Source organism: Brevundimonas sp. PAMC22021 (genome assembly GCF_019443405.1).
Classification (GTDB): Bacteria; Pseudomonadota; Alphaproteobacteria; order Caulobacterales; family Caulobacteraceae; genus Brevundimonas.
Window position 1 is genome coordinate 1,781,026 of the sequence record NZ_CP080376.1, and the last position, 26,336, is coordinate 1,807,361.

General features: G+C 67.5%; 21 protein-coding genes and 1 tRNA gene. 11 read left to right on the forward strand and 11 right to left on the reverse strand.

Annotated features, from left to right (window positions below):
• The first annotated feature begins 238 nt into the window (after nt 1–238).
• From KY493_RS08765 to KY493_RS08780, 4 genes are all read left to right on the forward strand, one after another.
• Nucleotides 239–799 carry a hypothetical protein gene (locus KY493_RS08765; protein ID WP_219895988.1) on the forward strand — a complete coding sequence of 187 codons (561 nt, stop codon included), beginning with the start codon at nt 239–241 and terminating at the stop codon, nt 797–799.
• A gap of 65 nt (nt 800–864) precedes the next feature.
• Entirely contained in the window at nt 865–1,593 is a 729-nt protein-coding gene (locus tag KY493_RS08770) for a hypothetical protein (protein ID WP_219895989.1), read from the forward strand.
• A gap of 318 nt (nt 1,594–1,911) precedes the next feature.
• Nucleotides 1,912–4,227 (forward strand): hypothetical protein, encoded by a 2,316-nt coding sequence (locus KY493_RS08775; protein WP_219895990.1) that lies wholly within the window; start codon nt 1,912–1,914, stop codon nt 4,225–4,227.
• Nucleotides 4,202–5,125 (forward strand): hypothetical protein, encoded by a 924-nt coding sequence (locus tag KY493_RS08780; RefSeq protein WP_219895991.1) that lies wholly within the window; start codon nt 4,202–4,204, stop codon nt 5,123–5,125. Before KY493_RS08775 ends, KY493_RS08780 begins: the two co-directional genes overlap by 26 nt.
• 84 nt (nt 5,126–5,209) lie before the next feature.
• Here KY493_RS08780 and KY493_RS08785 read toward each other — a convergent pair whose 3' ends face one another.
• The 6 genes from KY493_RS08785 to KY493_RS08810 all read right to left on the reverse strand — a co-directional run bounded on the left by KY493_RS08785 (nt 5,210) and on the right by KY493_RS08810 (nt 13,696).
• Nucleotides 5,210–6,892 (reverse strand): alkaline phosphatase, encoded by a 1,683-nt coding sequence (locus KY493_RS08785; protein ID WP_219895992.1) that lies wholly within the window; start codon nt 6,890–6,892, stop codon nt 5,210–5,212.
• Between the two features lie 11 nt (nt 6,893–6,903).
• Nucleotides 6,904–9,420 carry a TonB-dependent receptor gene (locus KY493_RS08790; protein WP_219895993.1) on the reverse strand — a complete coding sequence of 839 codons (2,517 nt, stop codon included), beginning with the start codon at nt 9,418–9,420 and terminating at the stop codon, nt 6,904–6,906.
• Nucleotides 9,421–9,643: 223 nt separating this feature from the next.
• The gene (locus KY493_RS08795) at nt 9,644–11,977 is read right to left on the reverse strand and encodes a xanthine dehydrogenase family protein molybdopterin-binding subunit (protein ID WP_219895994.1); all 2,334 of its coding nucleotides are present in this window, start codon (nt 11,975–11,977) and stop codon (nt 9,644–9,646) included.
• On the reverse strand, nt 11,974–12,957 hold the full coding sequence (locus KY493_RS08800) for a xanthine dehydrogenase family protein subunit M (protein WP_219895995.1): 984 nt from the start codon (nt 12,955–12,957) through the stop codon (nt 11,974–11,976). Before KY493_RS08800 ends, KY493_RS08795 begins: the two co-directional genes overlap by 4 nt.
• Nucleotides 12,954–13,460, reverse strand: a complete 507-nt coding sequence (locus tag KY493_RS08805) for a 2Fe-2S iron-sulfur cluster-binding protein (RefSeq protein ID WP_219895996.1) — start codon at nt 13,458–13,460, stop codon at nt 12,954–12,956. The genes KY493_RS08800 and KY493_RS08805 overlap by 4 nt, the downstream gene beginning before the upstream one ends.
• A 146-nt stretch (nt 13,461–13,606) precedes the next feature.
• Nucleotides 13,607–13,696 (reverse strand) — tRNA-Ser (locus KY493_RS08810).
• A 138-nt stretch (nt 13,697–13,834) separates the two neighbouring features.
• On the opposite strand from KY493_RS08810, the gene msrA reads away from it, so the two are divergent.
• The 5 genes from msrA to KY493_RS08835 all read left to right on the forward strand — a co-directional run bounded on the left by msrA (nt 13,835) and on the right by KY493_RS08835 (nt 20,327).
• Nucleotides 13,835–14,485 (forward strand): peptide-methionine (S)-S-oxide reductase MsrA, encoded by a 651-nt coding sequence (msrA, locus tag KY493_RS08815; RefSeq protein ID WP_219895997.1) that lies wholly within the window; start codon nt 13,835–13,837, stop codon nt 14,483–14,485.
• Nucleotides 14,486–14,568: 83 nt separating this feature from the next.
• Nucleotides 14,569–15,909, forward strand: coding sequence for a VOC family protein (locus tag KY493_RS08820; RefSeq protein ID WP_219895998.1), 1,341 nt, complete (start codon nt 14,569–14,571; stop codon nt 15,907–15,909).
• A 69-nt stretch (nt 15,910–15,978) separates the two neighbouring features.
• The gene (locus KY493_RS08825) at nt 15,979–17,823 is read left to right on the forward strand and encodes an acyltransferase family protein (protein WP_219895999.1); all 1,845 of its coding nucleotides are present in this window, start codon (nt 15,979–15,981) and stop codon (nt 17,821–17,823) included.
• Between the two features lie 146 nt (nt 17,824–17,969).
• Nucleotides 17,970–19,904: a glucans biosynthesis glucosyltransferase MdoH gene (gene mdoH, locus KY493_RS08830; protein WP_219896000.1), complete on the forward strand. Its 1,935-nt coding sequence runs from the start codon at nt 17,970–17,972 to the stop codon at nt 19,902–19,904.
• A gap of 102 nt (nt 19,905–20,006) precedes the next feature.
• On the forward strand, nt 20,007–20,327 hold the full coding sequence (locus KY493_RS08835) for a hypothetical protein (RefSeq protein ID WP_219896001.1): 321 nt from the start codon (nt 20,007–20,009) through the stop codon (nt 20,325–20,327).
• A 91-nt stretch (nt 20,328–20,418) separates the two neighbouring features.
• On the opposite strand, the gene KY493_RS08840 is transcribed toward KY493_RS08835, so the two are convergent.
• Entirely contained in the window at nt 20,419–20,853 is a 435-nt protein-coding gene (locus KY493_RS08840) for an RcnB family protein (RefSeq protein WP_219896002.1), read from the reverse strand.
• 181 nt (nt 20,854–21,034) lie between these two features.
• Here KY493_RS08840 and KY493_RS08845 point away from each other — a divergent pair, with 181 nt between their 5' ends.
• Nucleotides 21,035–21,937 (forward strand): SDR family NAD(P)-dependent oxidoreductase, encoded by a 903-nt coding sequence (locus KY493_RS08845; protein ID WP_219896003.1) that lies wholly within the window; start codon nt 21,035–21,037, stop codon nt 21,935–21,937.
• Nucleotides 21,938–21,975: 38 nt separating this feature from the next.
• On the opposite strand, the gene recN is transcribed toward KY493_RS08845, so the two are convergent.
• Genes recN through KY493_RS08865 form a run of 4 tightly spaced genes read right to left on the reverse strand, consistent with a single transcriptional unit; the run spans nt 21,976 to nt 25,089 of the window.
• Nucleotides 21,976–23,673, reverse strand: coding sequence for a DNA repair protein RecN (recN, locus tag KY493_RS08850; protein WP_219896004.1), 1,698 nt, complete (start codon nt 23,671–23,673; stop codon nt 21,976–21,978).
• 55 nt (nt 23,674–23,728) lie between these two features.
• Nucleotides 23,729–23,992, reverse strand: a complete 264-nt coding sequence (locus tag KY493_RS08855) for a BrnA antitoxin family protein (RefSeq protein WP_219896005.1) — start codon at nt 23,990–23,992, stop codon at nt 23,729–23,731.
• Nucleotides 23,982–24,242: a BrnT family toxin gene (locus KY493_RS08860; RefSeq protein ID WP_219896006.1), complete on the reverse strand. Its 261-nt coding sequence runs from the start codon at nt 24,240–24,242 to the stop codon at nt 23,982–23,984. The genes KY493_RS08855 and KY493_RS08860 overlap by 11 nt, the downstream gene beginning before the upstream one ends.
• A gap of 37 nt (nt 24,243–24,279) precedes the next feature.
• Nucleotides 24,280–25,089, reverse strand: coding sequence for an outer membrane protein assembly factor BamD (locus tag KY493_RS08865; protein ID WP_219896007.1), 810 nt, complete (start codon nt 25,087–25,089; stop codon nt 24,280–24,282).
• A 256-nt stretch (nt 25,090–25,345) separates the two neighbouring features.
• On the opposite strand from KY493_RS08865, the gene KY493_RS08870 reads away from it, so the two are divergent.
• Complete coding sequence (locus tag KY493_RS08870; protein ID WP_219896008.1) at nt 25,346–26,281, forward strand: ribose-phosphate pyrophosphokinase; 936 nt, start codon at nt 25,346–25,348, stop codon at nt 26,279–26,281.
• The last annotated feature ends 55 nt before the right edge of the window (nt 26,282–26,336 follow it).

Genomic DNA, 26,336 nt, shown 5'->3' on the forward strand with positions numbered 1-26,336 from the left:
CGTCGCCATGCAGCGCCCTCCGGAGCAACCTACCCAATAAAACCGGAAGCTGCATACCCGACCTTGGGGAGGAACCGGTTAACAGTCCATATTAGGAAATCCTCCGTGGTTTGTTGGATCACCAACAGTCACTAACGACCCTAATGCTGACGTTGGGCACATAAAAGACATCATTTGACATCTTTGCAAGACGCAGCACAGCGACTGACCGTTTTCAAAACATATTGGAGGAAGTATTATGCGTAAAGTTATTATCTCATCCGCCGTGTTAGCGGCGGCCGTGGCGGGCTTGGCGGCCGCGCCCGCTTCGGCGGAGACGCTGAACGTCCAGACGTCCATCGCTCCCTATTGCAGTGTTCGGCTCGCCAACGTCTCCAGCGGCGCGACCTCGGTCGCCAACACCGGAGAGGTTGAAGTGGCGAACCTGCAGCTGGCCTGCAACAACGACGGCGCTCGCCTCGTGGTCAATCCTCGCAGCGGCGACTTCGTGCACACGGACGGCGTGTTCGAGCACCGCATCAACTATTCGATGCGGCTGGATGCGGACATCAACAACTTCGACATCGCCAACTCCGACACCTTCCCGGGCGACGCTGAAGGCCAAGGCCTGTTCACGCGGGATTTGGCCGCCTATTCGCAGCCGCTCGCCTCAGGATCGAACGCGAAGCTTTGGCTGAACGCCAATGTGAACAACCAGGACACCACCGGCCTGCCGGCGAGCTCTCGGCTGTACCCGGCCAATGCGGCTCCGTCGGGCACCTATACTGAAGTCTTCGAATTCACCATGTCGGCCATCTGACCGATGTTTGGGCTGGGTCGGTTATCGCCGGCTCAGCCCTTTTCTGTCCATGGGGAGGATGGTTCGTGAGAAAGCTTCTGCTGGCGCTGGCTTTGGCGGGGGCGCTGACCGGCGCCGCCGCACAGGCGCACGAGGTTCAGCCGATGATAGTAACGGTCGGCCCCGTGGGCGAGGCCGCGGCGTTCCGGCTGATGGTCAAGAACACAGAGACTATGCCGATCACTCTGGAGTTGGAGCCCATGCGGGTGACGGTCAGCGCGGAAGGCGCGGCCGTGCGGACGCCCGAGAATGACGACATCATCCTGTTCCCGCCCCAGATCATCGTCGCGCCGGGCGCGGAGCAGGCGGTTCAGGTGCAATACGTCGGCGATCCCGACATCGACACGGCGCGCATCTACGCGATCGAGGTCCGGCAGCTGCCGATCAACCTTAGCCAGACAAGCAACGCCGGCGGCGCGACCACCGAAGTCAAGGTGGCCTTCAACTTCATCAGCCACATGATCGTATCCCCGCCGGGGGCCAAAGCCGAGGTGACGGTGTCCGAGTCTGCTCGGGCGCCCGAGGGCGGGCTGTCCTTTGTGGCGACCAACGCCGGCAAGGGCGTCGCCCTGCTGAAGGACAGCCAGTGGGTCGCAACCGACACCGCGGGCGCCAAGGTGGAACTCGACATCGACACTCTGGACTACGGCGGCTTCGCCGCCCTGCTCCCTGGCGCATCGCGGATCATCAAGGCTCCTGCCGGCGCCCTCGCGGGCCTGCAGGGCGCCGCGACCGTCGCGGCCGTGAAGCCGTGATCCGCCATGCCCGCCCCGTGTGCGTCGCGACGCCGTCGCCGGCGCCGCGGCCTGAAGGCGTTCGGCGCCGGAGCCATCTGCATCTCTGTTGTCGCCCGAACGTCTTTCGCCGCGCCCCCCGATCTCGAAGGGCCGATTAGAACCAACCGATACGCCCATGCGATCGAGGCGGGAGGCGCGACCGCTGCGGCGTCTTCAGGTCTTCCCGCCGCGGCCTCGGTCGGCCCTATATCCTCGACATCCTCTCAGCCTTTGGTCATCGACGCCTCGGCTCCGCCAGACAATGCACCGGAGCAAAGCGACGCGCGCGCCCAGTCCGTGTTGACGCCCCTGAGCGTGCCATTGACCCTGAACGGGCGCTTTCTGGGCACGATCAACATAGAAGTGAATCTGGCGGGTCAGGGCCAGATCGACACGATCCGCCTTCGCGAACTGCTGGAGGCGCGGGTCGCGCCCTCGGTGCTCCAGGCCATCGACACGGCCGCCCAGGGCCGACGAAGAGCGCCTTTCGACGAGCTCGGCGTCGCCGGTTTCGCGCTGGCGTTCGACAGCGCCAGTCTGGAGATGCGGGCGACGGTAGGCGGCGCCGGCCTCAACGCCACCAGCCTGGCCCTGTCCGGAGAGCAGGTCGCGCCCGATCCGACGGCCTACATCCAGCCGGCGCGGTTCAGCGCGGGCCTGGGCGTCAATCTGCTGGCCAGCTACGATCACGATGAGGATCAGGCCAGTCCGCCCTGGGCGGCTTTCGACGGCATCGTGAACTTTGGCGGGTTCCGCGGGGTCACCGCCGTCGGTGGATGGGATTTCGACGGGGGACAGGACGACGGCCGCTGGCGGCGACGCGAGTTCCGCCTGATCAAGGATTTCTACGATTCGGCCGTTCGCGCCACCGCCGGCGAATTCACGCCCGGCGCCAGCAGCTTCCAGGGATCCGGGCGGATGCTGGGGATCGGCGTCGAGCGGGCCTACGCCACGGTGCGACCGTTTCAGAACGTTAGACCCGCCGGGCGCGAAGAGTTCACCCTGGACCGCGAGGCGACGGTCGATGTGATCGTCAACGGCATCCGGGTGGATACGCTGCAGCTCGAGGCGGGGCGCTATTCGCTGAGCGACTTCCCCTTCACGACCGGTTCGAACGAGGTTCGGCTGGTCCTGGACGACATCGCCGGCCGGCGCGAGGTCGCCGTCTTCGACGCCTTCAGCGGTGGCGACCTGCTGGGGCGAGACATCACGGAGTTCGGGTTCGGCGCCGGCCGTCGAGAAGGCGAGGACAATCTCAAATTCGACGGCGACTGGACTCTGACCGGATACTATCGGCGCGGATTGACGGACGCGCTGACCGTGGGCGGGGACATGCAGTCCTCCGCCTCCCGGCTCATGGGCGGGGCCAATTCGACCTGGGGCTCGCCCTACGGCCTCCTGCTGGTCGAGGCGGCGGCGAGCCGCGATGACGGAGGCCGATTCGGCTCTGCCTTTTCGGCCAATCACCGCCAGACCTTCAGCGTTCGGCAACGGGACGATGTCCGTATCACCAGCGCGCTCCAGTATCTCAGCACCTGGTTCAACGACGTCTTCAGCCCGGCGCAGAAAAATCCGCAGGCGTGGCGCGCCAGCGTGCTGGGTCAGTGGACTCTTCCACGCGAGATCGGGGCCGGCCTTGGACTGGCCTTCATCAAGGGCCGCGACGCGCCTGACGAGCACAGCATCGACTTGGGCCTGAGTCGCGCGTTCGGCCGCGTCTCGGTCGTCGCCAACCTGGCCTGGACCAAGGTGGAGGGGTTTCGGGACGAAGCGCGCTTCTTGATCGGCTTGCGCATGCCCTTGGGCGAACGCTGGAGCGGAGCCGTGCGATACGACAGTGAGGATCGTCGATCGGAGGCGGTGATCGAGCGGTACTCTCGAGGCACGCTGGGCGACATCAGCGGCGAGGTGCGACTACTGAACGATCGCCGCGACCGCAACGTGTCCGGACGCGCCCTTTACATCAACAACCGGTTCGAGGCGCAGGCCAATCACAACCAGCGCTTCGATGCGCTGGACGGCCGGCGTAGCCTGGCCCGATCGGATGTCCGCATCGGCAGCTTCCTGGGCTATGCGGACGGCGCCTTCGCGCTGGGCCGGCCGACGAACGACGCCTTTATCATCTCGCCGGTCCATTCGTCGTTGCGGCAGAGCCGGGTGGACATCGTGTCCGGCGACAACGTGGTTGCGCGCGCGGGGGCGCTGGGGCCCGCACTGGTGCCGCTGCAGCGCGCCTATGGCGTCAATCGCTTCGGCATCGTCGTCAATCCCCTGCCCCGGGGCTACGACCTCGGATCGGGCGTTCTCGAGACCTTTCCCGGCTTCGGCTCCGGCTACAGGATGATGATCGGCAGCGACGCCTCGCGGATCGCGCTCGGGGTCCTGATGGGTCCGAGCGGGCCTCTGGTTCTGGGCGCGGGACGAATCCGCCCCACCGGCGCCGGCGCGTCGGCCGAGCGTCCCTTTTTCACCAACCGCGGCGGACGTTTCGTCGCCGACGGCCTGGCTCCCGACCGCTACGAGATCCTGATCGGAGACGAGGTGGCCGCCGAGTTCGTCATTCCCCGGGAGAGTCAGGGAGTCGTCAATGTCGGCACGATCCAACTGCGCTAGGCCGCCCTGGAGACTGTTGCAGGCCTTGTTCGGCCTGATGCTGGCCTGGCCAGGCCAGGCGCTCGCCTGCGACCTGGCCCTGCGTGACACGTCGGCGGCCATTCGCCTGGACTATGATCCCTTCGCCGCGGCGACGCCGCCGGGCGTGATCCGCTTCACCCTGACCAACCGCAGCGGACAGGATTGCCAGGCGCGCGTGGCGCTGCGCGACCTGTTCGATCAGCCCCAGCCGGTTCTTCTGGTGGGCGAGCCCGCGCTGAGTCTCGCCGTCCGCCCGACGTCGCGCCAGCTTTCGCCGACCGTGGAGCCCGGCGTGTTCGCCGTTCAACTGGCGGAAAACCAGAGCCTTGAGCTTGAGCTGGCCCTGTCCGTGGTCGAGGACGTCATGGTCCAGGCGGGCGTCCATGACGTGGACGCCTTGCTGGCGGCGTGGGTCGACGCCCCGTCTTCCGCTCTCAGCAGCCCGATCCGCGTCACGGTGGCAGCCGCGCCTCGCGCCCAGCTCAACCTCGCGGGCGCGGCGGGCGATTTCGGGGCCGACAATGTGGGACGGATCGACTTCGGCCTGGCTGAATCCAGCGCCAGCCGACGCCTCTATCTGCAGGTGCGCGCCAACGCCGCCTCCCGCGTGACGGTGACTTCGGAGAACCGGGGCAGACTGCTTCTGCAAACGGAGGCCGACGAGGCTCCTGCGCCCGAAACCAGACCCCATATCGCCTACACCCTGACGCTGGACGCCCAGCCGGTCGATCTGTCGGCGCCGGCGGATGTCGATGTCGATCCGCCAAGGACCTATCGGGGTCGTTCAATGGAGATGATCCTGCAATTGCAGGACGTGCCCCCCGGACCAGCGGGCCGCTACCAGGACCTGATCACCTTCGAGGTCCGCACGCTGTAGGCGCAGGCGGAAAGGTGCGGCCTCGGCGGTCGCGCACGCTCCGGCTCGGCTGGCGTCGGTGATCTCCGAGCCGCAACAGAGGGATCAGAGCTCGGTCAGACGCCGTTCCCCCGAGCGCGCAACGTCGAACCGCTTCACAACCGAGGCGGTGTAGGGCTTGGCGGTGATGGTCGACACGGCCCACAGCTCGGCCGTAGCGCGGTCGGGCATAAGCGTCAGCAGCACAAAGCCCTTGGACGCCTGGTCGCAGAAGACGACCTCGTCGTTGACCGCCGCCAACGCCTGCCCCAGCGGCAGCCCGCCGACGGCGTCGCCCGGTGACGGACTTGAGATTGCGGAGGTTCCGAACTCGACCGCGCGCCGTTCGCCGCCCGCGTCCTTCAGCTCGTTGACCCAGAAGGCATGGCTGTCGCCGGCCAGGACGATGGGCTCCACGCCTGCGGACTTGAAGGTCTGGTACAGACGCTCGCGGCCGGCTGGATAGCCGTCCCAGCTGTCCAGGTTGAACGGCAGACCCAGCTTGAACAGCTGCAGCGCGCCCTGGATGCGAGGGCGAACGTCCTCAGGCAGGCTCGCCATCAGCTGGGCGATCTGGGCGGCGGGCACCATGCGCTCGATGTCGGGCCCCTTGACCCGCGCCATCACCACCTGGTTGCCCAGGACCTGCCACGGCCGCCCAGCCGCCTTGGAGGCGGCCAGCTCGCCACCGATCCAGCGGCGCTGCTCGTCGCCCAGCAGGTCGCGCTCCGAGGCGTTGCGCAGAGCCTCGAATGCGGCGACGTCCGGCGCGCCTGCCGTCGTGCGCGGCATGGCGGCGAAGTCCAGCTGCTCGTTGCGCGCCAGCAGACGCGTCTCGACCATGATCAGGCTGGCGAGATCGCCGAAGTGGAAGCTGCGGTTGATCGCCTCTTTCAGACCCCCGGCCTTGGGCTCGCGGATCGGCATCCATTCGTAGTAGGCGCGCAGCGCGGCGGCCTTGCGGGCGGCGAAGTCGCCTTCGGTCGCCGGTTGGTGGTTCTCGGCGCCGCTGGCCCAGGCGTCGTTGGTGACCTCGTGATCGTCCCACACGCAGATAAAGGCTGCACGCGCGTGGGCGGCCTGAAGATCGACGTCCGACTTGTACTGGGCGTGGCGCATCCGGTAGTCGGCCAGCGTCACGATCTCATGCGGCGGCTGCGGCGTGCGGTTCAGGCTCGCGCCGGTCGCCATGCCATAGTCATCCGGCTCGGCGCCGTATTCGTAGATGTAGTCGCCAAGGTGAACCACCGCGTCCAGCTGTTCCAGCTTGGCGATGGCGTCATAGGCGTTGAACAGGCCGCCGGGATACAGCTGGCACGAGACCACGGCCAAGGCGACCTGCGGCGCCGCGCCTTCGGGCAAGGTGCGCACCCGGCCGACCGGCGACACGACGCCTTCGGCCGTGAAGCGGTAGAAGTATTCCTGACCCGGCTCCAACCCTTGTCCGTCCAGATCATGCTTGACGGTAAAGTCCCGCTCCGCACGCGCGCGCAGGCCCGAGGATTGGCGGACCACGTCGCGGAACTCGGCGTCACGCGCGACCTCGAGCGCCACGGCGATGTCTCCGGACGATGGGTCGGCCGGAGTCACGCGCGTCCAGAACACCGCCGATCGCTGGTCCGGATCGCCGCTGGCGACGCCGTGAAGAAAGGCGGGCTTGCCTTGGGTCGAGCCGGGAGCGGTGGCGCAGGCGCCTGTGGCGGCGCCCGCTCCAAGGAGGCCGAGAAGGCTGCGGCGATCAAGCTTCATCGGATCGGCTCCTAGTAGCGCAGCTTCAGGGCGAGACCGTAGGACGCAGGTCGCCCGGCGATGAACGTGGGCAGGCCCAGGCCGTCGCCGGTGTTGCCCGCATCCTTGATGTACTCTTCGTCCAGGATGTTTTCGCCGAAGGCCTCGACCCCCCAGGCGCCGCCGTCGGCCTCATAGCGGACCCGCAGGTTCAGCAGGCCGAAGCTGTCCTGACGCTCGTCCTGGATCAGGTCAGGCACGAAGTTGTCGCCTTGCAGCTCGGGCCGGTCGTTGTCGTCGTCGAAGAACATCTCCGACTGCCAGGTGTAGGTCGGCAGCACCTCGATCGCGCCGCCCCGCACCGGCGTGCGCCACAGGGCGCCCAGCGAGGCGCGATGGTCCGGCGACAGGCGGAAGCGGTTGCCGTCGTAGATGCCCGCCTCGAACCGCGAGTGGTTGTAGCCATAGGTCCCGAACAGTTCGAACGTGTCGGTGAGCTGAAGCGTCGCCTGCCCTTCGAAGCCGTAGGACAGCGCCTCGCCGGCGTTGGTCGTGATGAACGTCGTGCCGTCCTGGATGGTCGTCTGGAAGTTCTGATAGTCGTAGCGGTAGATCGCGCCGTCGAGCCGCAGCCGCCGATCCATCAGCGCCGCCTTGGCGCCGACCTCGAAGCTGTCCACCGTTTCGGCGGCGACGGGCGTGAACCGGGCCTGCCCCAGCGGAGCGGATGGTGCTCCCGCGCTGATCACCTCGGGACGACGACCGCGCGCGTAGTTGGCGTACAGGTTCGCATCATCCGACAAGGCGTAGCGCGCCGTCACCCTCCAGGTCAGGCCGTCGTCCTCGGAGTCGGCGTAGACGAAGTCGCCGTTGTTAGGCGTCGGCTGAGCCGTCAGCCCGAACAGCGGAAAGGCGGCGGCGGGAAGCGACAGCACGCCGGGGTTGGCCAAGGCCGCGAGCACCGCCGGTATCTGCGCCGCCGGGATTCCGCCCTGCTGCACGGCAAGCAGACCGCCCAGCACCGAGCGGCTCTGCACCGAACTGGCGAAGCCGGTGGTCTTGTCGTCGCGGGTGTAGCGAAGGCCCGCCGACATCTCGAACCGGTCGGTGAAGGCGTAGGTCGCATCGGCGAAGACGTCGTAGGACGTCAGTTCCGAACTGTTGGTGGTCGTCTCGATGTGCGCCGGCTTCAGATTGGCCGCGATCGGGCCTGCGAGCGCCCCCGCGCCCAGCGGCGTCAGCAGCGCCGCCAGAGCGCCGCGCGCCACCGTCGGATAGGCCGCGAGCGGAAGGGTGTTGAACCCGACGGCCGTCGGCGAGCCGTCCAGCAGGCCCGACAGCTGCGCCAACGCCACGCGCTCGTCGAACTGGGTCGGCGCGCGCTGGTAGCCTTCCTCCTGGAACCATCCGGCTCCAACAAAGCCGGTCAGGCGACCGCCGCCATCGAAGCCGAGGCGCAGGTCCTGGCTCCACTGTGTGCCGTGCGCGTCCTCGGCCGCCGTCAGGATCGGCAGCGACACGCCGTCGGCGTCGAAGGTCTCGTAGGAGTCGAACTCGCGATAGGCGGTGGTCGCATTCAGCGTCCACTCCGGCGACAGGTCGATGCGGCTGAGGGCCGTCACGCCCCAGACCTCGCGATCCAGGCCCAGGCTCTTGCCCCCATCAAAGGCCGCGCCCCGCGTCAGGGCAGCCCCTTCCCAGGGCGCGCGATCGCCAAGGACAACGCCGGTATTCGGATCGGCGGGAGCATAGGCGATCGACTTGAACGAGGTGCCGGACGCCTGGTCGGCCTGATAGTTGCCGATGACGTCCACCCGCACCGCATCCGTGGGCGCCCAGGCGCCGGACAGACGGAAGGCCTTGGTGTCGATGGAGTTGAAGTCCTCGCCGCCCAGCAGGTTTTCAACATAGCCGTCGCGCGTCTTCATGCGCGTGGCCAGGCGGATGGCGGCGTTGTCCCCCACCGGCGCGTTCAGGGCGCCTTCCACCGACACATAGCCTTCGTCGCCCGCTTCCAGCTCGGCATAGGCGCCGGTCTCGCCGGGCCGCGCGCGGTTCTGGACGATGTTCACCGCACCGATCAGCGCGCCGCGTCCATAGAGGGTCGACTGCGGCCCCTTGGCCACCTCGATCCGCTCGAGGTCGAACAGCTCGACATAGGAACCGCGCGACTTGGAGATCGACACCCCGTCCTGGAACACCGACACGCGCGGCTCGGAGGTGGCGGCGCCTGAGTCGGAGGTGATGCCGCGCATCACGAACCCCGGATTGTTCGGCGACTGGTTCTGCACCAGGAAGCCCGGTGTAAAGGCCGACAGCTGGTCGAACTCCTGGATACCCAGACGATCCAGGAACTCGCCGGAATAGGCAGTCAGGGCGAACGGCACCTCGATCGGGTCCTGCTCGCGCAACTGGGCGGTGACGACGATGTCCTCGACCGTGCCGACCGCGTCAGCCTCTTGAGCCTGGGCGGCAGGATGCCCCCCCGCCCAGACGGTCGCCATCGCCGCGGCGGCCAGCAACCGCGTCTTTCGATCCAGAATCGCCATAGCCGTCCCCCAAGCCTCCGTGCCAGGGCGGCTTAGCTTGGCGACCTATCCAGAAAGCGACGGATTTGCGCCGTGTCGGCGACGTCCTTGAGCCACTATCACGACAAACATGCCGACTTCGGATTATTGACGCTTCTCAGCGCAAGCCCAATGCGGCGACTGACCTGAACAGGCCGTTTGGTGATGTACAGGGTTACGCGGGCGGGCTCTCCCTCCCGAACGGCTACAGAAGCTTGTCCAGCGTGATGGGCAGATCGCGGACGCGCTTGCCGGTGGCGTTGTAGAGGGCGTTGGCGACGGCGGCGCCCGTTCCCGTGATGCCGATCTCTCCGACGCCGCGCGCGCCCATCGGGGTGTGCGGATCCGGAATGTCCGTCCAAATCACGTCGATCTGCGGCACATCCATGTGCACGGGCACGTGATATTCGGCCAGGCTGGGGTTCATGATGCGGCCGTTGCGTTCGTCGAACTGGGTTTCTTCCATTAGGGCCATGCCCAGCCCCATGATGATGCCTCCCCGGAACTGGCTGGCCGCCGTCTTCGCATTGAGGATGCGGCCGCAGTCGAAGGCGCCCAGGAAGCGGGTCACGCGCGGTTCGCCCGTCACGATGTTGACCCGCGCCTCGCAGAACATCGCCGCATGACTGTGCATCGACCAGTGCATCATCTCCAGAGGCTGGGGCGGCTCGGCCTCCACGCACACATCCGCACGCCCGGAGCGATCCAGGATCGAGGCATAGGATTCGAACCGATCCGGCTCATCGACGGCGCACAGCCCGTCGTCCCGGCAGGCGACCTCCTCGGCCTTGAGGCCCGCCAGCGGCGAGTCGTTGCCCGCAAGCTTCAGAAGCTCGCCGACCAGCTTGCGGTGAGCGGCGATTACCGAGGCTCCGATCGCCGCCGTCTGTTGCGATCCTCCCGCCATGATCACGCCCGGAAGAGTCGAGTCGCCGTAGTTGAAGGTGACGTTCTCCATGGGCAGACCCAGCCGCTCGGCGATCACCTGGGTCTGGACCGTGGAGGTGCCCATGCCCATCTCGTGAACGGCGATATCGACGGTCGCGTGGGCGTCACGCGTCAAGGTCAGCCGGGCCGCGCCGCCGGGCATGCGATAATAGGGATAGGTCCCTGTGGCGCACCCCATGCCGATCAGCCATTCGCCTTCACGACGCGATCGGGGTTTTGGATTCCGCGTATTCCAGCCGAACCGCTCGGCCCCCATGCGCCAGGCCTCGTCGATGTGGCGGGCGGAGAAGGGAAGACCGGAGACCGGATCTTCTTTCGGTTCGTTGCGAAGCCGGAGCTCGATCGGGTCCATGCCCAGCGTTTCAGCCAGTTCGTCCATCGCGCATTCAAGCGCAAAGGTGCCGACAGCTTCGCCGGGAGCCCGCATGAAGGTGTTTCCAAGCATGTCGAGTTCGACCTGGCGGACATCCAGCAGCAGGGTGTCCGACGCATAGGCGCTTCGGGTCGGCAGGATGAAGGGCTCGGGCATGATGTTGCTCGGCGTCTTGGCCGTGACGCCGGTGTGGATCAGCGCCTTCAGCCTGCCGTCCGCATCCGCGCCAAGGGCGACCCGCTGTTCGGTCTGGGAGCGGCCTCCCACGCTACGGTAGACGCCTTCACGAGACAGCACGAGGCGCACCGGGCGGTCGGCGAGCTTGGCCGCCGCCGCCGCCAGGATTTGGTGTTGCCACAGCGTCTTGCTGCCGAAACCACCGCCGACGAACGGCGAAGTGACGACGACCTGCTCTTCCTTAAGCCCGAAGACTTGCGACAGGGTCCAGGCGGCGTGGACCACCACCTGCTGGGCGTCGTGAACGCGCAGGCGATCGCCTTCCCAGGCCAGGGTCACCGCATGCAGTTCGATCGGATTGTGGTTGTGGCGAGGGGTGACATAGGTCGCGTCCACCTTGAACGGCGAGGCGTCGAAGACTTCCTCCGCCTCGCCTTTCGCATCGTGCAGCGGCTGGCCCATGAACTGCGCCTGGGCGGCGCCCTGGTCCTGCGCCTTTGCGAAGGAGGTCAGGGCGTCCTGCGCTTCATATGTCGCCCGCACCAGAGACTTGGCGTGATCAGCCTGTTCCTGGCTTTCGGCCAGGACCACCGCGATCGGCTGGCCGTTCCAGTGAATGCGGTCGTCCTGCATCACGGGCAGGCCGTCGCCGCCGGCGGCTTTCGGGCCCGACAGGAAGATCGGCGGCTCCTTCATCCGGGGCGCGTTCCTGAAGGTCATGACGAGGACGACGCCCGGCGCGGCTTCCGCCTCCTCGACATCCAGGGACGAGATCCGGCCCTTGGCGATCGTGCTGTAGGCCACGGCGGCGTAGAGCATCCGCTCCATCGGAAATTCGGACGCGAAAGGCGCGGCGCCTGAGACCTTGAGAGGTCCGTCGATGCGCGAAACCGGCTTGCCGATATAGCCATGCTGGTGTCGGATCAGAGGGTCGGGACGACCGCCTGGCATCCAGCTGTCCGGGGCCATCGCCACGGCCTTGCCCATGGCCGCCTGCATCAGACCCTGGGCCATCTCCTTGGCTTCATCGACGATTTTCATGCCTGTTGTCCTGTCAGGTCGGCAAGCACGGCGACCGTGGCGCGCCTCGCCAGATCGATCTTGAAGGCGTTGTCCTTCAGCGGACGGGCGTCGGTGAGCTCCGCATCGATCGCGGCGGCGAACGCCTCTTCGTTCGCCGATTGCCCGAGCAGAACAGCCTCGGCCTTGCGGGCGCGCCAGGGCTTGTGCGCGACCCCGCCGAAAGCCAGGCGGACGTCGGCGACCCGGCCTTCATCGACGGCCAGCGATGCGGCGACGGAGACCAGCGCGAAGGCGTAGCTCGAACGGTCGCGGACCTTGCGATAGGTTGATCGGCCTGGGGGCTGAGGCGGTAGAGTGATATGCGTGATCAGCTCGTCCGGCTCAAGAACGGTCTCCACATCGGGACGGTCTCCGGGCAAGCGGTGCAGCTCCGCAAGAGGAACGACGCGCTGTCCGCGGACGCCTCGCAGATGAACAACGGCGTCCAGCGCAACCAGCGCCACGCACATGTCGGACGGGTGTGTGGCGACACACAGCGAAGAGGCGCCGAGGATGGCGTGGATGCGATTGAACCCGTCGATGGCGTCGCAGCCTTGGCCGAGCTGGCGTTTGTTGCAGCGGCTGCCATCGTCATCGTAGAAATAGGTGCAGCGGGTGCGTTGCAGGATGTTGCCGCCCACGGTGGCCATGTTGCGGATCTGGCCGCTGGCCCCGGCGAGAATGGCGCGAGCCAGAAGCGGGTAGCGTTCCCGCACGAGGCGGTTCTCAGCCACCGCCGTGTTTCGGGCCGCCGCCCCGATGATCAGCTCGGCCGCGTCGTTCATCGCTATCTCGCCGGAGAGGCCGGTGACATCGATCACCCTCTCCGGACGCTCGATCGTCTCGCGCATCAGATCCACGAGATTCGTGCCGCCGCCGAGATATTTGCTGGCTGACGTCGCGCCGAGGCGCACCGCCTCCTCGGCGTCGCCTGCGCGATGGAACTGAAACGGCGTCATGCCTTCGCCTCGCCGAAAATTTCCTCGATCGCGGCGACCATGCCGTTGTAGGCCCCACAGCGGCAGAGATTGCCGCTCATCCTTTCGCGCAACTCGTCGTCTGACAGCGCGATCACATCCGTGACAAGGTCGCCGGTGACGTGGCTTGGAACCCCCCGGCGAAGTTCAGCCGCCATTCCGATAGCCGAGCAAATCTGACCCGGCGTGCAATAGCCGCACTGAAAACCGTCATGATCGACAAAGGCTTGTTGAAGCGGATGAAGCGCGCCCGGCTGCCCGATGCCCTCGATCGTGGTCACGTGCCGTCCCTCGCATTGCACGGCGAGCGTCAGACAGGCAAGGATGCGTTCACCATCCAACAACACCGTGCAGGCGCCGCAGGCGCCCTGGTTGCAGCCTTTCTTGGCTCCGCTCTGACCAAGGTCCTCGCGCAGAAAATCAAGCAACGACACCCTGGCGTCGGCGGGAGGGGAAACGGCTCGGCCGTTGACCGTGATCGGCATGGCGCTCTCCCAGCCGCCCGCGCTCGCCGCAGCAACAGCTGATCGTTGTTTCACTCACAACGACCGCCACCCGGAAAAGTTCGCCTGCGCCAAGCCGGTGCGGCTGTTTGCGTTTCACCTGCAATGCGGTTTCGCGGAGGATCGAGTGGCGGACAGAGAGGGATTCGAACCCTCGGTACGCTTTCACGTACACACGCTTTCCAAGCGTGCGCGATCGACCACTCCGCCACCTGTCCGTTCCACGCCACGCCGTGCGCGCCGCCGAAGGTCGATCCGGCGGGAGGCGGGCCTGATAGAACACGACGGCCCCCTCGGCAAGCGCCTGAGACATACCCATATAGGAGCCGAAGTCATTATTTTCGTGAGAAGCCCCCATGCTGTTCAAGAAGAGCCTCGAGATGCCGACGCAAGAGACCGCCCTGCCCGGCCGGTCCGAACCGCTGCGCACCGACGAGGTCCATTACGTCAACGGACGCCCGCTGAAGGGACCGCATCCGGAGGGCTTTCAGACGGCGATCTTCGGCATGGGCTGCTTCTGGGGTGTGGAGCGGATCTTCTGGAACCTGCCGGGCGTGTGGGTGACCTCGGCCGGCTATGCGGGCGGGATCACGCCGAACCCCACCTATGGGGAAACCTGCACCGGCCGCACGGGCCACACCGAGGTGGTGCAGGTGGTCTTCAATCCGGACGAGATTTCCTACGGCGAACTGCTGAAGGCGTTCTGGGAGAACCACGATCCGACCCAGGGCATGCGCCAGGGCAATGACATCGGCACCACCTATCGCTCGGCCATCTACACGCTGAACGACGAGCAGCAGCGCGAGGCCGAAGCGTCGCGCGACACCTATCAGCAGGCGCTGACGGCGGCGGGGCGCGGGCGGATCACCACCGAGATCGAACCGGCCGGCCCGTACTACTTCGCCGAGGATTACCACCAGGGCTACCTCGCCAAGAACCCGAACGGCTATTGCGGCATCGGCGGCACGGGCGTGACCTGCCCGATCGGCGTGGGCGTGGAGGCCTGACGACACAGCCGGGCGGCGGGGTTTTCACGCGTCGCCGCCCGGCCTAATCATCGGCGCGACCCCCGCCTTGAGTGATCCGCACCATGCCCGCCGCCCGTGACGCCCTTGTCCATCCCGATAAAATTCGCAGCCGCTTCTCGGCGGCGCTGTCGGCCATGTACCGGGCGGAGGTGCCGCAGTACGGCGAACTGCTGAGCCTGGTCGCCGACATCAACGCCGATGTGCTGCGGCGCGACGACGGGGCCGGCCGGCGGCAGGCCGCATCCGGCGATCTGGCCCGCCTGTCGGAAGAACGTCACGGCGCCATCCGCGTCGGCACGGCCGAGGAGCTGGCCACCATCGCGCGCGCCTTCGCCGTGATGGGGATGCAGCCGGTCAGCTACTACAATCTCGCGCCCGCGGGGGTGCCCGTGCATTCGACGGCGTTTCGCCCGGTCGAGCCGGAGGCGCTGCGTCGCAACCCGTTCCGCGTGTTCTGTTCGCTGCTGCGGCTGGAGCTGATCGAGGACGAGGCTCTGCGCGGCGAAGCGGCGCGAACGCTGGCTGGCCGTGACATCTTCACGCCGGGCGCATGCGAACTGATCGAGACGGCCGAGCGCGACGGTGGTCTCGACGAGGCGCAGGCCGACCGCTTTGTCAGCGAGCTGCTGGAGACGTTTCGCTGGCACGCCGAGGCGACGGTGGACGCCCAGACCTATGCACGGTTGGTCGGTGCGCACCGGCTGATCGCCGACGTGGTCAGCTTCAAGGGGCCGCACATCAACCACCTGACGCCGCGCACCCTGGACATCGACGCGGCGCAATCGGCCATGCCCGCGCGCGGCATCGCGCCCAAGGAGACCATCGAGGGTCCGCCGGCGCGCGCCTGTCCGATCCTGCTGCGCCAGACAAGCTTCAAGGCGCTGGATGAGGCCATCGCGTTTCCCTCCGACGAGGGTTCGACGGCCGGGGTCCATACCGCACGCTTTGGGGAGATCGAGCAGCGGGGCGCGGCGCTGACGCCGGCGGGCCGGGCGCTGTATGACGCGGCGCTGGCGTCAAAGGACTTCTCGACCTTGCCTGACGAGTGGGACTCCCTGCGCCGCCAGGGTCTGGCCTGGTTCCGCTACAGCGCCGTCGCGACGGCCGCTCTGGCGGACGGCGGAGACCTGGAGAGCCTGATCGCCGCAGGGGCGGTCACGTTCGAGCCGATCACCTACGAGGATTTCCTGCCCGTCAGTGCGGCCGGCATCTTCCAGTCCAACCTGGGGTCAGAGGCGCGCGACAGCGGCTATGCCGCCGATCCGGCCAAGGCCGAGTTCGAACAGGCGCTGGGTCGCCCGGTGCTGGACGAGATGGCGCTGTACCAGGCCGAGCAGGACGCCTCTCTGGCCACTGCGCTGAAGACGCTCGGCGACCAGGCGCCGGCGGCCGTGATCGTCTGATCCCCGACATACCCGCAGGCGACGATCGGACGCCTTGCGTCGCCGCATCGCCGATATCATAGACCGCGCGTGACACCGCCCGCCTCGCCCTCGGCTCGCCGCTATGACCTGGACTGGATCCGGGTGGGCGCGTTCGGCCTGCTGATCCTCTATCACGTGGGCCTGGTCTATGCGCCCTACGACTGGCACGTGCACAGCGCCCACACCTTTGAGTGGATGCGCGAGGCGGTTCTGATCACCAATCCCTGGCGGCTGACGCTGCTGTTTCTGGTGTCGGGCGCGGCCCTGCGCTTCATGACGGCCCGCCGCACGCCGCGCCAGGTGGCGCGCGCCCGGTTCGAGCGGCTGGCGCCGCCGCTGGTGTTCGGGGCCCTGTTGCTGGTGCCCATTCAGTCGTGGATCGAGGCGATGGACAAGGCGGGCTGGCCCGGCGGCGTCTCGGGTTTCGGCCAATGGTGGACGCACGAGTTCTCGTGGACAGGCCTGGCCGACGGCATCCCGGTCAACCACCTGTGGTTCGTCGTCTATATCGCGGTCTACAGCCTGGTGACGGTAACGCTGTGGCGGCGGCCGGGCGTGCTGCCGCGGCTGGAGGAATGGCTGGAGCGCCATCTTTCGGGGCCGCGCCTGCTGATCCTGCCGATCCTCTACCTGATCTCCATTCGGGTGCTGCTGTTTCCCTTCTTCGGCCTGACCAACATCCTGCACCTGGACTGGTACAATCACGCCCTGTCGCTGGCGGCCTTCGTGTTCGGCTTCGCCAGCGTGACGCGCGAGCCGATCTGGCGCGAGATGGAGCGGTTCCGCTGGATCAGCCTGGGGCTGGCCGTCGTCGCCCTGCCGATCATGATGGCGCAGGTGGCCCATCCCGGCGGCGGCGCCTTCTGGGGCGTGCCGCGCGCTGTGGTCTATGGCATCGATCAGTGGGCGGTGATCACCGCCGTCCTGGGCTTTGGCAGCCGTCATCTGCGGAACCGTCGCAGCCCCGTGTTGACCTATCTGACCGAGGCGACCTTTCCGCTCTATCTGGCGCACCAGACCGTACTGGTCGCCGCCGTCTGGATCCTGCGCCCCGCCGACCTGCCGGCAGGGCTGGAGGCGCTGCTGCTGGCGCTGAGCACCTTTGTCGGCAGTCTGATCGTCTATGAGGCGGTCAAGCGCGTCGGCTGGGCGCGTCCCTGGTGGGGGCTTAAGCCGCGGGATGGCCGGCCATGGCCGCTCGATCTGGAGGCGCTGAGCCGCCCCTCGACCCTGCCGCCCTATGGCCGCCGCCGGCGCCTGCTGTGGGTCGGGACCGCTGCGCCGATCGCCGCCATGGTCATTGTCGGCATGGCCGCCCTCGCCTATCCCGACTTCGACAACGCCACCCAGTACCTGAGCGAACTGGGCGGAGAGACGGCGCAGGCGCCGATCATCTTCAACGCCGGGGTCTTTCTGGCCGGTGTGATGGCCGGGATCGCCGGCATCGGCTTTGGCCTGGCCGTGCATGCGCTCAGCGGCGCGCGCATCGCCGGAGTGGTGGTGGCGGTCGTCTTCGTGATCGCCGGCGCCGGCCTTTCGATGTCGACGCTCTATCCCTGGCCCGATCCGCGGCACATGGTGATCAACCTGGGCCTCGGGATCCAGCTGGCGCCGCTTCTGCTGCTCTGGGGCCTGTCTTCGCGGCGCGACCTGCCCCGGCTGAAGCTGTTTCTTCTGCTGATCTTCCTTGCGATGCTGGCGCTGACGGTCCTGACCAAGCACCTGGTCTTCGCCGGCCTCGTCAACGACGCCAATGTCGGCTGGTGGGAGCGCGCCTACGCCATTGTGCTGGTCGGATGGGTCGGCGTGGCGGCCTGGGCGCTGGAGCGCAAGCTGCGTCCAGAGCCGCCGCTCGGCGCCTCGGCGCTCGGCCTCATCGACGGCGCGCCCTAGCGATCCCCCACTTTTTTGGTTCCCATCAACATCGCGTGATTGAAAATCGCGCGAATGTGATCGATGATGCGAGGTGCTGTGATGCAGCACGCCGCGCCGGTCCGCCTCCCCTGGACCCCGTCGGTCACCGGGAGATCTTGAGCGGCATGAACAAGCTGGCGAGCCGGCCTGCCACGCAGGTTGAAATCGAGAACACCGACTTCGGTCGTTGGGCCTGGCTGCCTGAAGAGGCGCCGCTGGCCATGCCGCGCCAGTCGCTGAGCGCGCCCGAAGACGTCGCCGAGGCCGTTCCCGCCACCTCTCCGATCAACGTCGGCGCGCGCCGCCTGATGCTGCTGGCCGGCACCGTGGTCCTGACGGGCCTCAGCGCCATCGCCCCCTTCTACCTCTATGCCCGCAAGGGCTGGGATTCGATGGAGATGCTGGCGTTCGGCATCTTCATGGTCCTGATCACCGCCATCGCCTGCTGGTTCACCAGCGGCCTGATGGGTCTGTGGGTGCTGATGCGCGGCCGCGACCAGGCCGATCTGGCCTTTGCCCCCAATCCGGCGACGCCGCGCACGCGCACGGCCCTGCTGATGCCGCTGTACAACGAGGACGCCCGCGCCTCCTTCGGACGCCTGGCCGCGATCGACGCCTCGCTGGCGCGCCTGGGTGCCTCGTCCGCCTTCGACATCTTCGTCCTGAGCGATTCGACCAAGGAAGAGGCCGCCGCCGCCGAACTGTCGGCCTGCATGGGCTTTCGCCTGTCCGCCAACAGCCGCGTCTACTATCGCCGCCGTCTCGACAACGTCGAGCGCAAGGCCGGCAATCTGGCCGAGTGGGTCCGTCGCTTCGGCGCCGCCTATGAGAACATGATCGTTCTGGACGCCGACAGCACCATGGCCGGCGAGACCCTGTTGCGCATGGTCGATGCGATGGAGCGCAACCCGGGCGTCGGCCTGATCCAGACCGCCCCGACCATCATCAAGGCCCGCACGATCTTCGCCCGCGTGTCGCAGTACAGCGTGCGCCTGTACGGCCGCGTCGCCGCCGCCGGTCTGGCCTACTGGACCGGCTCGGAGTCGAGCTACTGGGGCCACAACGCCATTATCCGCACGCGTGCCTTCGCCGCCTGCTGCGGCCTGCCGGTGCTGCCGGGCAAGAAGCCGTTCGGCGGCCATGTGCTGAGCCACGACGTGGTCGAGGCCGCCCTGATGCGCCGCGCCGGCTGGGCCGTTCACGTCACCGCCTCGCTGGACGGCTCGTGGGAAGAAACGCCGCCGTCGATCACCGACTTCATCCGCCGCGACCACCGCTGGTTCCAGGGCAACCTGCAGCACCTCGGCCTGATCGCCGCCAAGGGCCTGTCGCCGATGAGCCGGCTGCAGCTGGCCATGGGCTGCATGGCCTATCTGTCTTCGCCCCTGTGGCTCGCCTCGCTGATGGTCGGCCTGTTCATCCAGATGTTCTATCCGGTGGACTGGACCAGCTTCTTCTACATCCTGAACCCGCAGTTCACCCCCTTCATGCTGGCGTCCTTTCTGTCGGGCGTGCTGCTGATCGGGCCGAAATTCATGGGCGCGGCCCTGGTCATCAGCCGGCCGGCCGAGCTGCGCGCCTTTGGCGGCAAGCGCGCCATCGCCAAGGGCATGGCCGCCGAGATCGCCCTGTCGGCCATCCTCGCCCCCATCCTGATGGTCGCCAACACCAAGGCCTTTATCCAGATCGTCTCGGGCCACGACGCCGGCTGGACGACCCAGCAGCGCGATTGCGACGGCCTGTGCTGGTCCGACGCCTTCCGCGCCATGCGCTGGCAGATGATCGCGGGCGTGCTGTTCTCGGCCGCTCTGTGCGTCCGCCCCGATCTGGCCACCTGGTTCGCGCCCATCGTGCTGCCGCTTCTGCTGGCGCCGGCCGTCGCTGTCTGGACCTCCCGCGTGCGCTCGGGCGACGCCCTGGCGGCCAAGGGGTTCCTGGTCACGCCGGTTCAGGACGGCGTGTCGGTCAGCCCGGCCGTGCTGCGGACCGTGCGCTCGCCGCTGCGGGCCGTGTCGGGCGGCGTTTCGTCTCCGGCCCTGGCGCGCACCGGATCGAACTGAGGCGGTTGCGCCACACTCGTTCGGCAACCGTTCCGGTTGAGGCTCTCCGCTGGATCGAGAGCCTCAAAAGGGACATTGTGGACGCGCCGAGGGAACACCCACATGTCCAAGCCCAACTCCGATAACGAGCCCCGCCCCGACCTGCGTCTCGTCGCCGCCGAGGCTGAAATCTACAACCTCATGCGCAAGCCCGAGAGCAACGCCGAGCGCGTGAAGCGCCTGCAGCTGGAGGCGCACGCTCTGGCGCTGGAAGAGGTGGTGGAGCTGGAAAAGGCGCTGCTGAAGGCCGCGGAAATGGCCAAGGCGATCGCCGACGGCGGGGACGCCTATCCGGTGGGCGTGCGCGAGGTCGCATCGCGCATCGCCAGCGACCTTCCGGTCAAGGCCGAGACCATCCGCTCCATCGCCGCCCGCACCGGCTGAGTTTCATCAGCCAAGCGCCTGACGCAAAGAAGCGCCCCGGAGACGACTCCGGGGCGCTTCGTCGTTGCAAGGGCCCTGATCCTCCAGGGCTTTAGTTGAACAGCCCCGCGATGACTGCGGTGATCAGCCCGCCGGCGACCGCGGCAAGCACCACGTCGTTTCCGCTACGGACGTACTGATAGCCACGCGGCGGGGCGCGCAGGCCATAGCGGCCATAGTCGTTCACCACATAGCCGCGGCTGGCGTAGGCCGCCGGCAGGCGCTGACCATAGCTCCACTGGCGAACCTGATAGCCGCGCGGGGCGACATAGCGGCCGGCGTTGTAGCGGCGCTCGGCGCGCTGATACCGGGCGTAGGCGCGCGCGTCGGCCCGATCCTCGCGACGCTCCTGGCGCCGTTCGGCGCGCTCGTTCTGGCGGTGCTGCTGGCTGTAGCCGTGGCGCGACTGCGCCTCTGCGGCGGAACTCAGACCGACCGTGCTGGTGGCGATGACGGCGGCGACGGTGGCGGTGAGAATCTTCTTCATGGCGTATCTCCAATGTCGGACCAGCCCGACCTTGAGATCACCTTGCGCCCGGCCCGCTGAGGCGCGTCTGAACGGCCATGATCACCTGCCGTTCATGCGCCGATCCTCGACCACAAGGCTTGATGCGCCTGTCTGAAGACAGGATCATGGAACAGCACCGCCACCCGCAAAGGACATCCTCATGACCCTACGCTTCGACAACCGCGTGGCCATCGTGACCGGCGCGGGCGGCGGCCTGGGCCGGGAGCATGCGTTGGCGCTGGCGGCGCGTGGAGCCCGGGTCGTGGTCAACGATCTGGGCGGCGCCCGCGACGGATCGGGCGGATCCGCCAGCGCAGCCGAGGCCGTGGTCGCCGAGATCGAGGCGGCGGGCGGTGAGGCGCTGGCCAGCGGCGCCTCCGTCACCGACGCCGACGCGGTGCAGGCCATGGTCGATCAGGCCCTGGCTCGCTGGGGCCGCATAGACATTCTGGTGAACAACGCGGGCGTGCTGCGTGACAAGAGCTTCGCCAAGATGACGCTGGAGGACTTCCGCTTCGTGGTCGATGTTCACCTGATGGGCGCGGTCAACTGCACCAAGGCGGTGTGGGACACGATGCGAGAGCGGAACTACGGCCGCATCGTCATGACGACCTCCTCTTCCGGCCTGTACGGCAACTTCGGCCAGTCCAACTACGGCGCGGCGAAGATGGCTCTGGTCGGCCTGATGCAGACGCTGGCGATCGAAGGGGCCAAGAACGACATCCGGGTCAACTGCCTTGCGCCCACCGCCCATACCCGCATGACCGAGGACCTCGGCGCGGGCCTTCCGCTGGAGGCGCTGGACCCCGCCCTGGTCACCCCCGGCCTGCTGCATCTTGTTGGCGACGACGCGCCCAGCCGCTGCATCCTGGCCGCCGGCGCGGGCGGGTTCGAGCGCGCCTATGTCACCCTGACCCAGGGCGTCCACATCGTCGGACCGGACGCCGCCGACGAGATCGGCGCCCGCTTCGATGCGATTTCGGATCGAACCAACGAGATCGTGCCTGAGATGGGCGCCGCACAGGCGATGCTTGAACTCACCAAGGCGCGGTCGAACCTGTAGCGGCCCGAGTCGAATACCTGAAACCAGGTCAGGCTGGACTAGCCGATCAGACGCGCTGCCGCCGCTCGCGCCTCGTCGGTGATCTCGGCTCCCGACAGCATGCGGGCGATCTCCTCGCGGCGGCGGGCCTCGTCCAGCGCGACCACCGTGGTCGTGGTCAGGCCCGCCTTGTCGGACTTCATCACCTTCCAGTGGGCGTGACCGCGCGCCGCCACCTGCGGACTGTGGGTGACGACCAGCACCTGGGCGCCGGACGACAGCCGCTGCAGACGGCTGCCCACGGCCTCGGCTACGGCGCCGCCCACGCCTTGGTCCACCTCGTCAAAGATCATCACCGGCTGGCGCGTGTCCTCTCGGCTGGCCAAGGCCGCCTTCATCGCCAGGGCAAAGCGCGCCAGCTCGCCGCCCGACGCCACTGCGTCCAGCGGCCCGAAGTCGCGACCCGCGTTGGTGGCGATCTGGAACCGCACCGTCTCGACGCCCTCCGGCCCGCGCCGTCCGTCGATCGGCTCCAGCGCCACGCGAAAGCGCGCCCGCTCCAGCTTCAGCGGTCCCAGCTCGCCCATGACGGCCGCCGTCAGCCGCTCGGCCGCCGCCTCTCGCGCCGAGGTCAGAAAGGTCGCGGCCAGATCATAGGCTTCGACAGCGGCCGCCGCTTCCCGCCCGGCGGCGGACAGCGCCTCCGCTCCGTCCTCGATGAGGCGCAGCTGTTCGCGCAGGCGAATGCGGAGCCTGGGCAGACCGTCCACCGTCGTGTGCAATTTGCGCGCGGCGGCTCTTAGCGCGAACAGCCGCTCTTCGGCCTTGTCCAGCCGACCGGGCTCGAAGTCGAAGGCGTCGGCGGCGGCGTCCACGGCGGCGATGGCTTCGGCCGCCTCCACCATGGTCCGGTCGATCGCCTCGACCGCCGCGCCCAGGCTCACGATCACCGGATGGTCGCCCTCGGCGCCCGCCTGCCCGGCCCTCTGACGCGCGTGCTCGACCGCGCGCAGGGCCGCGCCCAGCTTCTGGCTCAGTTTGTCGCCACCCAGCTGGGTGCGCGCGTCGGCCAGGTCCGAGAGCGCCTTTTCCGCCGCCCCCAGGATGGCGCGCTCGCCGGCCAGTTCGGTTTCCTCGTCCTCGCGGGGATCGAGCGCATCCAGCTCGGCGAGGTTCAGCGCGATCTCCTCGGAGCGGGACGCCGCGTCCGCGGCCTGCGCCTTCAACTCGGCCAGACGCGCCTCGGCCGCCTTCAGCGTCGACGACGCCTTGGCCACAGCCTGAAGCTGCGGCGACAGCCCGCCGTAGGCATCGAGCAGGCCCCGGTGCGTGCGCCAGTCCAGCAGACCCACCGTCTCGTGCTGCCCATGCACCTCCACCAGGCTCGCGCCGATCTCGCGCAGGGCGGTCACCCCCGCCGGCTGGTCGTTGACAAAGGCGCGGCTGCGGCCGTCGGCGGAGACCACGCGGCGCAGGATCAGGTCCTCGCCGGCGGCGACCTCAATGCCCTTGTCCGCCAGCGACTGCAGCAGCGCCTCGTCATCCGGCGCGGAAAAGACGGCGGTGGCCGAGCCCTGTTTGGCGCCGGCGCGCACCAGTCCCGCATCGCCCCGCGCGCCCAGAGCCAGGCCCAGGGCGTCCAGGATGATCGACTTGCCCGCGCCCGTTTCGCCCGTCAGCACGGTCAGCCCGCCCTCGACCTCGAGGTCCAGCACATCAACCAGCACGATGTCGCGGATGGACAGCGCGGTCAGCATGGGCGCACGCGATGAGGCATGGTTGGCGTTTACAGTGCGTCGTCGGCTTTGGATATCAGAGACCCGACGCTCGACGCAGCGCCGCATTGATCCCCGACTGCCACCCCGCGCCCTGCGCACGCCAGTGCTCCAGCAGATCGGCGTCCAGCCGCAGTGTCACCTGCTTCTTCGGCGTTTCCGCCTTCGGGCGGCCGGGCGAGCGACGAAACTGGTTCAGCACGGATTCGGGCAGCACCTCCCGCGCGGGGCGCGCGCGGGCGAAATCAGCCTCCGTCCACTCGGGATTGTCTGGGTCGGTAAGATCAACCTCATGAGGCATGACGTCGTATCTCCTTTTGATGAGCGCGGCGCAGGCTGATTGCACGTATGGCGCCCTCGCGGATCGTGAATACAAAGCAGTAGGCCAGGTCATCGATCCGGCCGAAAGCCCGGTAGCGCCGCTCACCATAGTCTTGGCGATCATCCTCGATCACCGTTGCACTCTCCAGGTTCATCTCCGACGCCCGAGCCAGAGACACGCCATGCTTGGCGGTGTTGATCGCATCCTTGGCCGGATCGAACAGCACCATTTATGTAGCTACATAAACGCCGGCGTCAAGGATCGGATCAGCCGGGGATGATGCGCTCCAGCCAGCTTTCGCGCCGTCCTTCCGGCGCCACGTCCGGCCGTGCGCCCTCGTCAGTCAGCAGGGCGTAGGCCTCTGCGTACCAGGGGCTGCCTGGATAGTTGTAGCCGAGCACCGAGCCGTTGCGCACCGCCTCGTCCTTTAGGCCCAGCATCAGATTGACCTCCACCAGGCGATACAGCGCCTCGGGCGAGTGCGAGGTGCGCTGGAAGTCGGAGTTCGCGATCACGGCCTTGTAGCGGTTGATGGCCGCCAGCGGCTGATTGGCGCGCTGGTAGTAGCGGCCGATGTTCATTTCCTTGCCGGCCAACTGGTCGTTGACCATGTCGATCTTGACCGAGGCGTCGGTAGCGTAGGCTGTGCCCGGATAGCGGCGCTGCACGTCGCGCAAACCGGTCAGAGCCGCCTCGGCATAGGCCTGGTCGCGGCCCACATCGACGATCTGCTCGAAGTTGCAGATGGCGCGCATGTAGAAGGCGTAGGCCGCCGACGGATTGCCAGGAAACAGCTGGATGAACCGATCCGCCGCCGCCGTCGCCTCGGCGTAGTTGCCGTTCTGATAGTAGGCGTAGATCTGCATCAGGATCGCGCGGCGGGCCCAGTCCGAATACGGGTGCTGGCGCTCGACTTCCTGGAAATAGTCCACCGCGTCCGACCAGCGTCGGCTCTGCAGCCGGTCGTAGCCGGTGTTGTACAGCAGCTCGACCGGGCGCTCCTCATAGGCCAGGCGCGGGCGGTTCCGGTTCCCGGCGCAGGCCGAGACCGACAGGGCGGCGATCACAGCCGCCATGACCACCAAGCCCGAGCGAGAACGGCGAACGCCCGGAAGCGAAAAGGAAGCGGACAAGGACAGACCTCATGACGAACGGAGCGCCGTCCCCGACGGCGCCCGGCAAGCGATTGCGGCGATCCCTAGCACCCGTGGCCGAAACGCGCCATGCGCCGGAAACTTGGGCGTATGGCTTGTTCCCCGCCGCGCCGCTGCTAAAGAGCCGCCGACCGACGCCGTCAATGGCGTGGCGATGACGGCGAAAGGATGACCGGCCATGAAGCTGCTTTCCGGCAACTCGAACAGGCCCCTTTCCCAGGCGATCGCCGACCACCTCGACGCCCCGCTCACGCGCACCCAGGTCAAGCGGTTCGCCGACAACGAGGTCTTCGCCGTCATCGAGGAAAACGTCCGGGGCGAGGACGTTTTCGTGATCCAGTCGACCTCCTATCCGGCCAACGACAACCTGATGGAGATGCTGATCATCACCGACGCCCTGGTGCGCGCCTCGGCCCGCCGGATCACAGCGGTGATGCCCTACTTCGGTTATGCGCGGCAGGACCGGAAGACCGGCGGCCGCACGCCGATCTCCGCCAAGCTGGTGGCCAATCTGATCACCCGGGCCGGCGCCGACCGGGTGCTGACCATGGACCTGCACGCGGGCCAGATTCAGGGCTTCTTCGACATCCCGACCGACAATCTGGTCGCCATTCCCGTCCTCGCCCAGGACATCAAGGAACACTATCCGCGCGGCGACGACCTGATGATCGTGTCGCCGGACGTGGGCGGCGTGGTGCGCGCCCGCGCCCTGGCCAGCCGCCTCGACGCCGACCTTGCCATTGTCGACAAGCGCCGTCCCAAGGCGGGCGAGAGCGAGGTCATGAACATCATCGGCGACGTGTCGGGCCGTCGCTGCATCCTGTTCGACGACATCGTCGATTCCGGCGGCACGCTGGTCAACGCCGCCAAGGCCCTGATCGACGACGGCGCGACCGAGGTCTCGGCCTACATCAGCCACGGCGTGCTGTCCGGCCCGGCGGTCCAGCGCGTCGCGGACGGCCCGTTGAAGGAGCTGGTCATCACCGACTCCATCGAACAGCCCCACGAAGTCTTGACCTGCGGGAAAATCCGAACGGTTTCAGTCGCTCCTCTTATCGGTGAAGCTATCCGCCGGATCGCAAACGAGGAATCGGTCTCGAAGCTGTTCGATTAACCTTCGAAAAACCATTTACGCCGCGTTATAAGCCCTCCAGTTCCGGCGACCACAC

What these genes read in the sequence shown, in the direction of transcription:
- KY493_RS08870 (WP_219896008.1), top strand. Translation starts at nt 25,346, where the DNA reads ATGAAGCTGCTTTCCGGCAACTCGAACAGGCCCCTTTCCCAGGCGATC.
- recN (WP_219896004.1), bottom strand. Translation starts at nt 23,673, where the DNA reads ATGCTGACCGCGCTGTCCATCCGCGACATCGTGCTGGTTGATGTGCTG.
- KY493_RS08805 (WP_219895996.1), bottom strand. Translation starts at nt 13,460, where the DNA reads ATGCCGATCACGGTCAACGGCCGAGCCGTTTCCCCTCCCGCCGACGCC.
- KY493_RS08860 (WP_219896006.1), bottom strand. Translation starts at nt 24,242, where the DNA reads ATGGTGCTGTTCGATCCGGCCAAGGATGCGATCAACACCGCCAAGCAT.
- KY493_RS08820 (WP_219895998.1), top strand. Translation starts at nt 14,569, where the DNA reads ATGCCCGCCGCCCGTGACGCCCTTGTCCATCCCGATAAAATTCGCAGC.
- KY493_RS08845 (WP_219896003.1), top strand. Translation starts at nt 21,035, where the DNA reads ATGACCCTACGCTTCGACAACCGCGTGGCCATCGTGACCGGCGCGGGC.
- mdoH (WP_219896000.1), top strand. Translation starts at nt 17,970, where the DNA reads ATGAACAAGCTGGCGAGCCGGCCTGCCACGCAGGTTGAAATCGAGAAC.
- KY493_RS08840 (WP_219896002.1), bottom strand. Translation starts at nt 20,853, where the DNA reads ATGAAGAAGATTCTCACCGCCACCGTCGCCGCCGTCATCGCCACCAGC.
- KY493_RS08785 (WP_219895992.1), bottom strand. Translation starts at nt 6,892, where the DNA reads ATGAAGCTTGATCGCCGCAGCCTTCTCGGCCTCCTTGGAGCGGGCGCC.
- KY493_RS08765 (WP_219895988.1), top strand. Translation starts at nt 239, where the DNA reads ATGCGTAAAGTTATTATCTCATCCGCCGTGTTAGCGGCGGCCGTGGCG.
- msrA (WP_219895997.1), top strand. Translation starts at nt 13,835, where the DNA reads ATGCTGTTCAAGAAGAGCCTCGAGATGCCGACGCAAGAGACCGCCCTG.
- KY493_RS08795 (WP_219895994.1), bottom strand. Translation starts at nt 11,977, where the DNA reads ATGAAAATCGTCGATGAAGCCAAGGAGATGGCCCAGGGTCTGATGCAG.
- KY493_RS08865 (WP_219896007.1), bottom strand. Translation starts at nt 25,089, where the DNA reads ATGGCGGCTGTGATCGCCGCCCTGTCGGTCTCGGCCTGCGCCGGGAAC.
- KY493_RS08790 (WP_219895993.1), bottom strand. Translation starts at nt 9,420, where the DNA reads ATGGCGATTCTGGATCGAAAGACGCGGTTGCTGGCCGCCGCGGCGATG.
- KY493_RS08800 (WP_219895995.1), bottom strand. Translation starts at nt 12,957, where the DNA reads ATGACGCCGTTTCAGTTCCATCGCGCAGGCGACGCCGAGGAGGCGGTG.
- KY493_RS08835 (WP_219896001.1), top strand. Translation starts at nt 20,007, where the DNA reads ATGTCCAAGCCCAACTCCGATAACGAGCCCCGCCCCGACCTGCGTCTC.
- KY493_RS08855 (WP_219896005.1), bottom strand. Translation starts at nt 23,992, where the DNA reads ATGCCTCATGAGGTTGATCTTACCGACCCAGACAATCCCGAGTGGACG.
- KY493_RS08780 (WP_219895991.1), top strand. Translation starts at nt 4,202, where the DNA reads ATGTCGGCACGATCCAACTGCGCTAGGCCGCCCTGGAGACTGTTGCAG.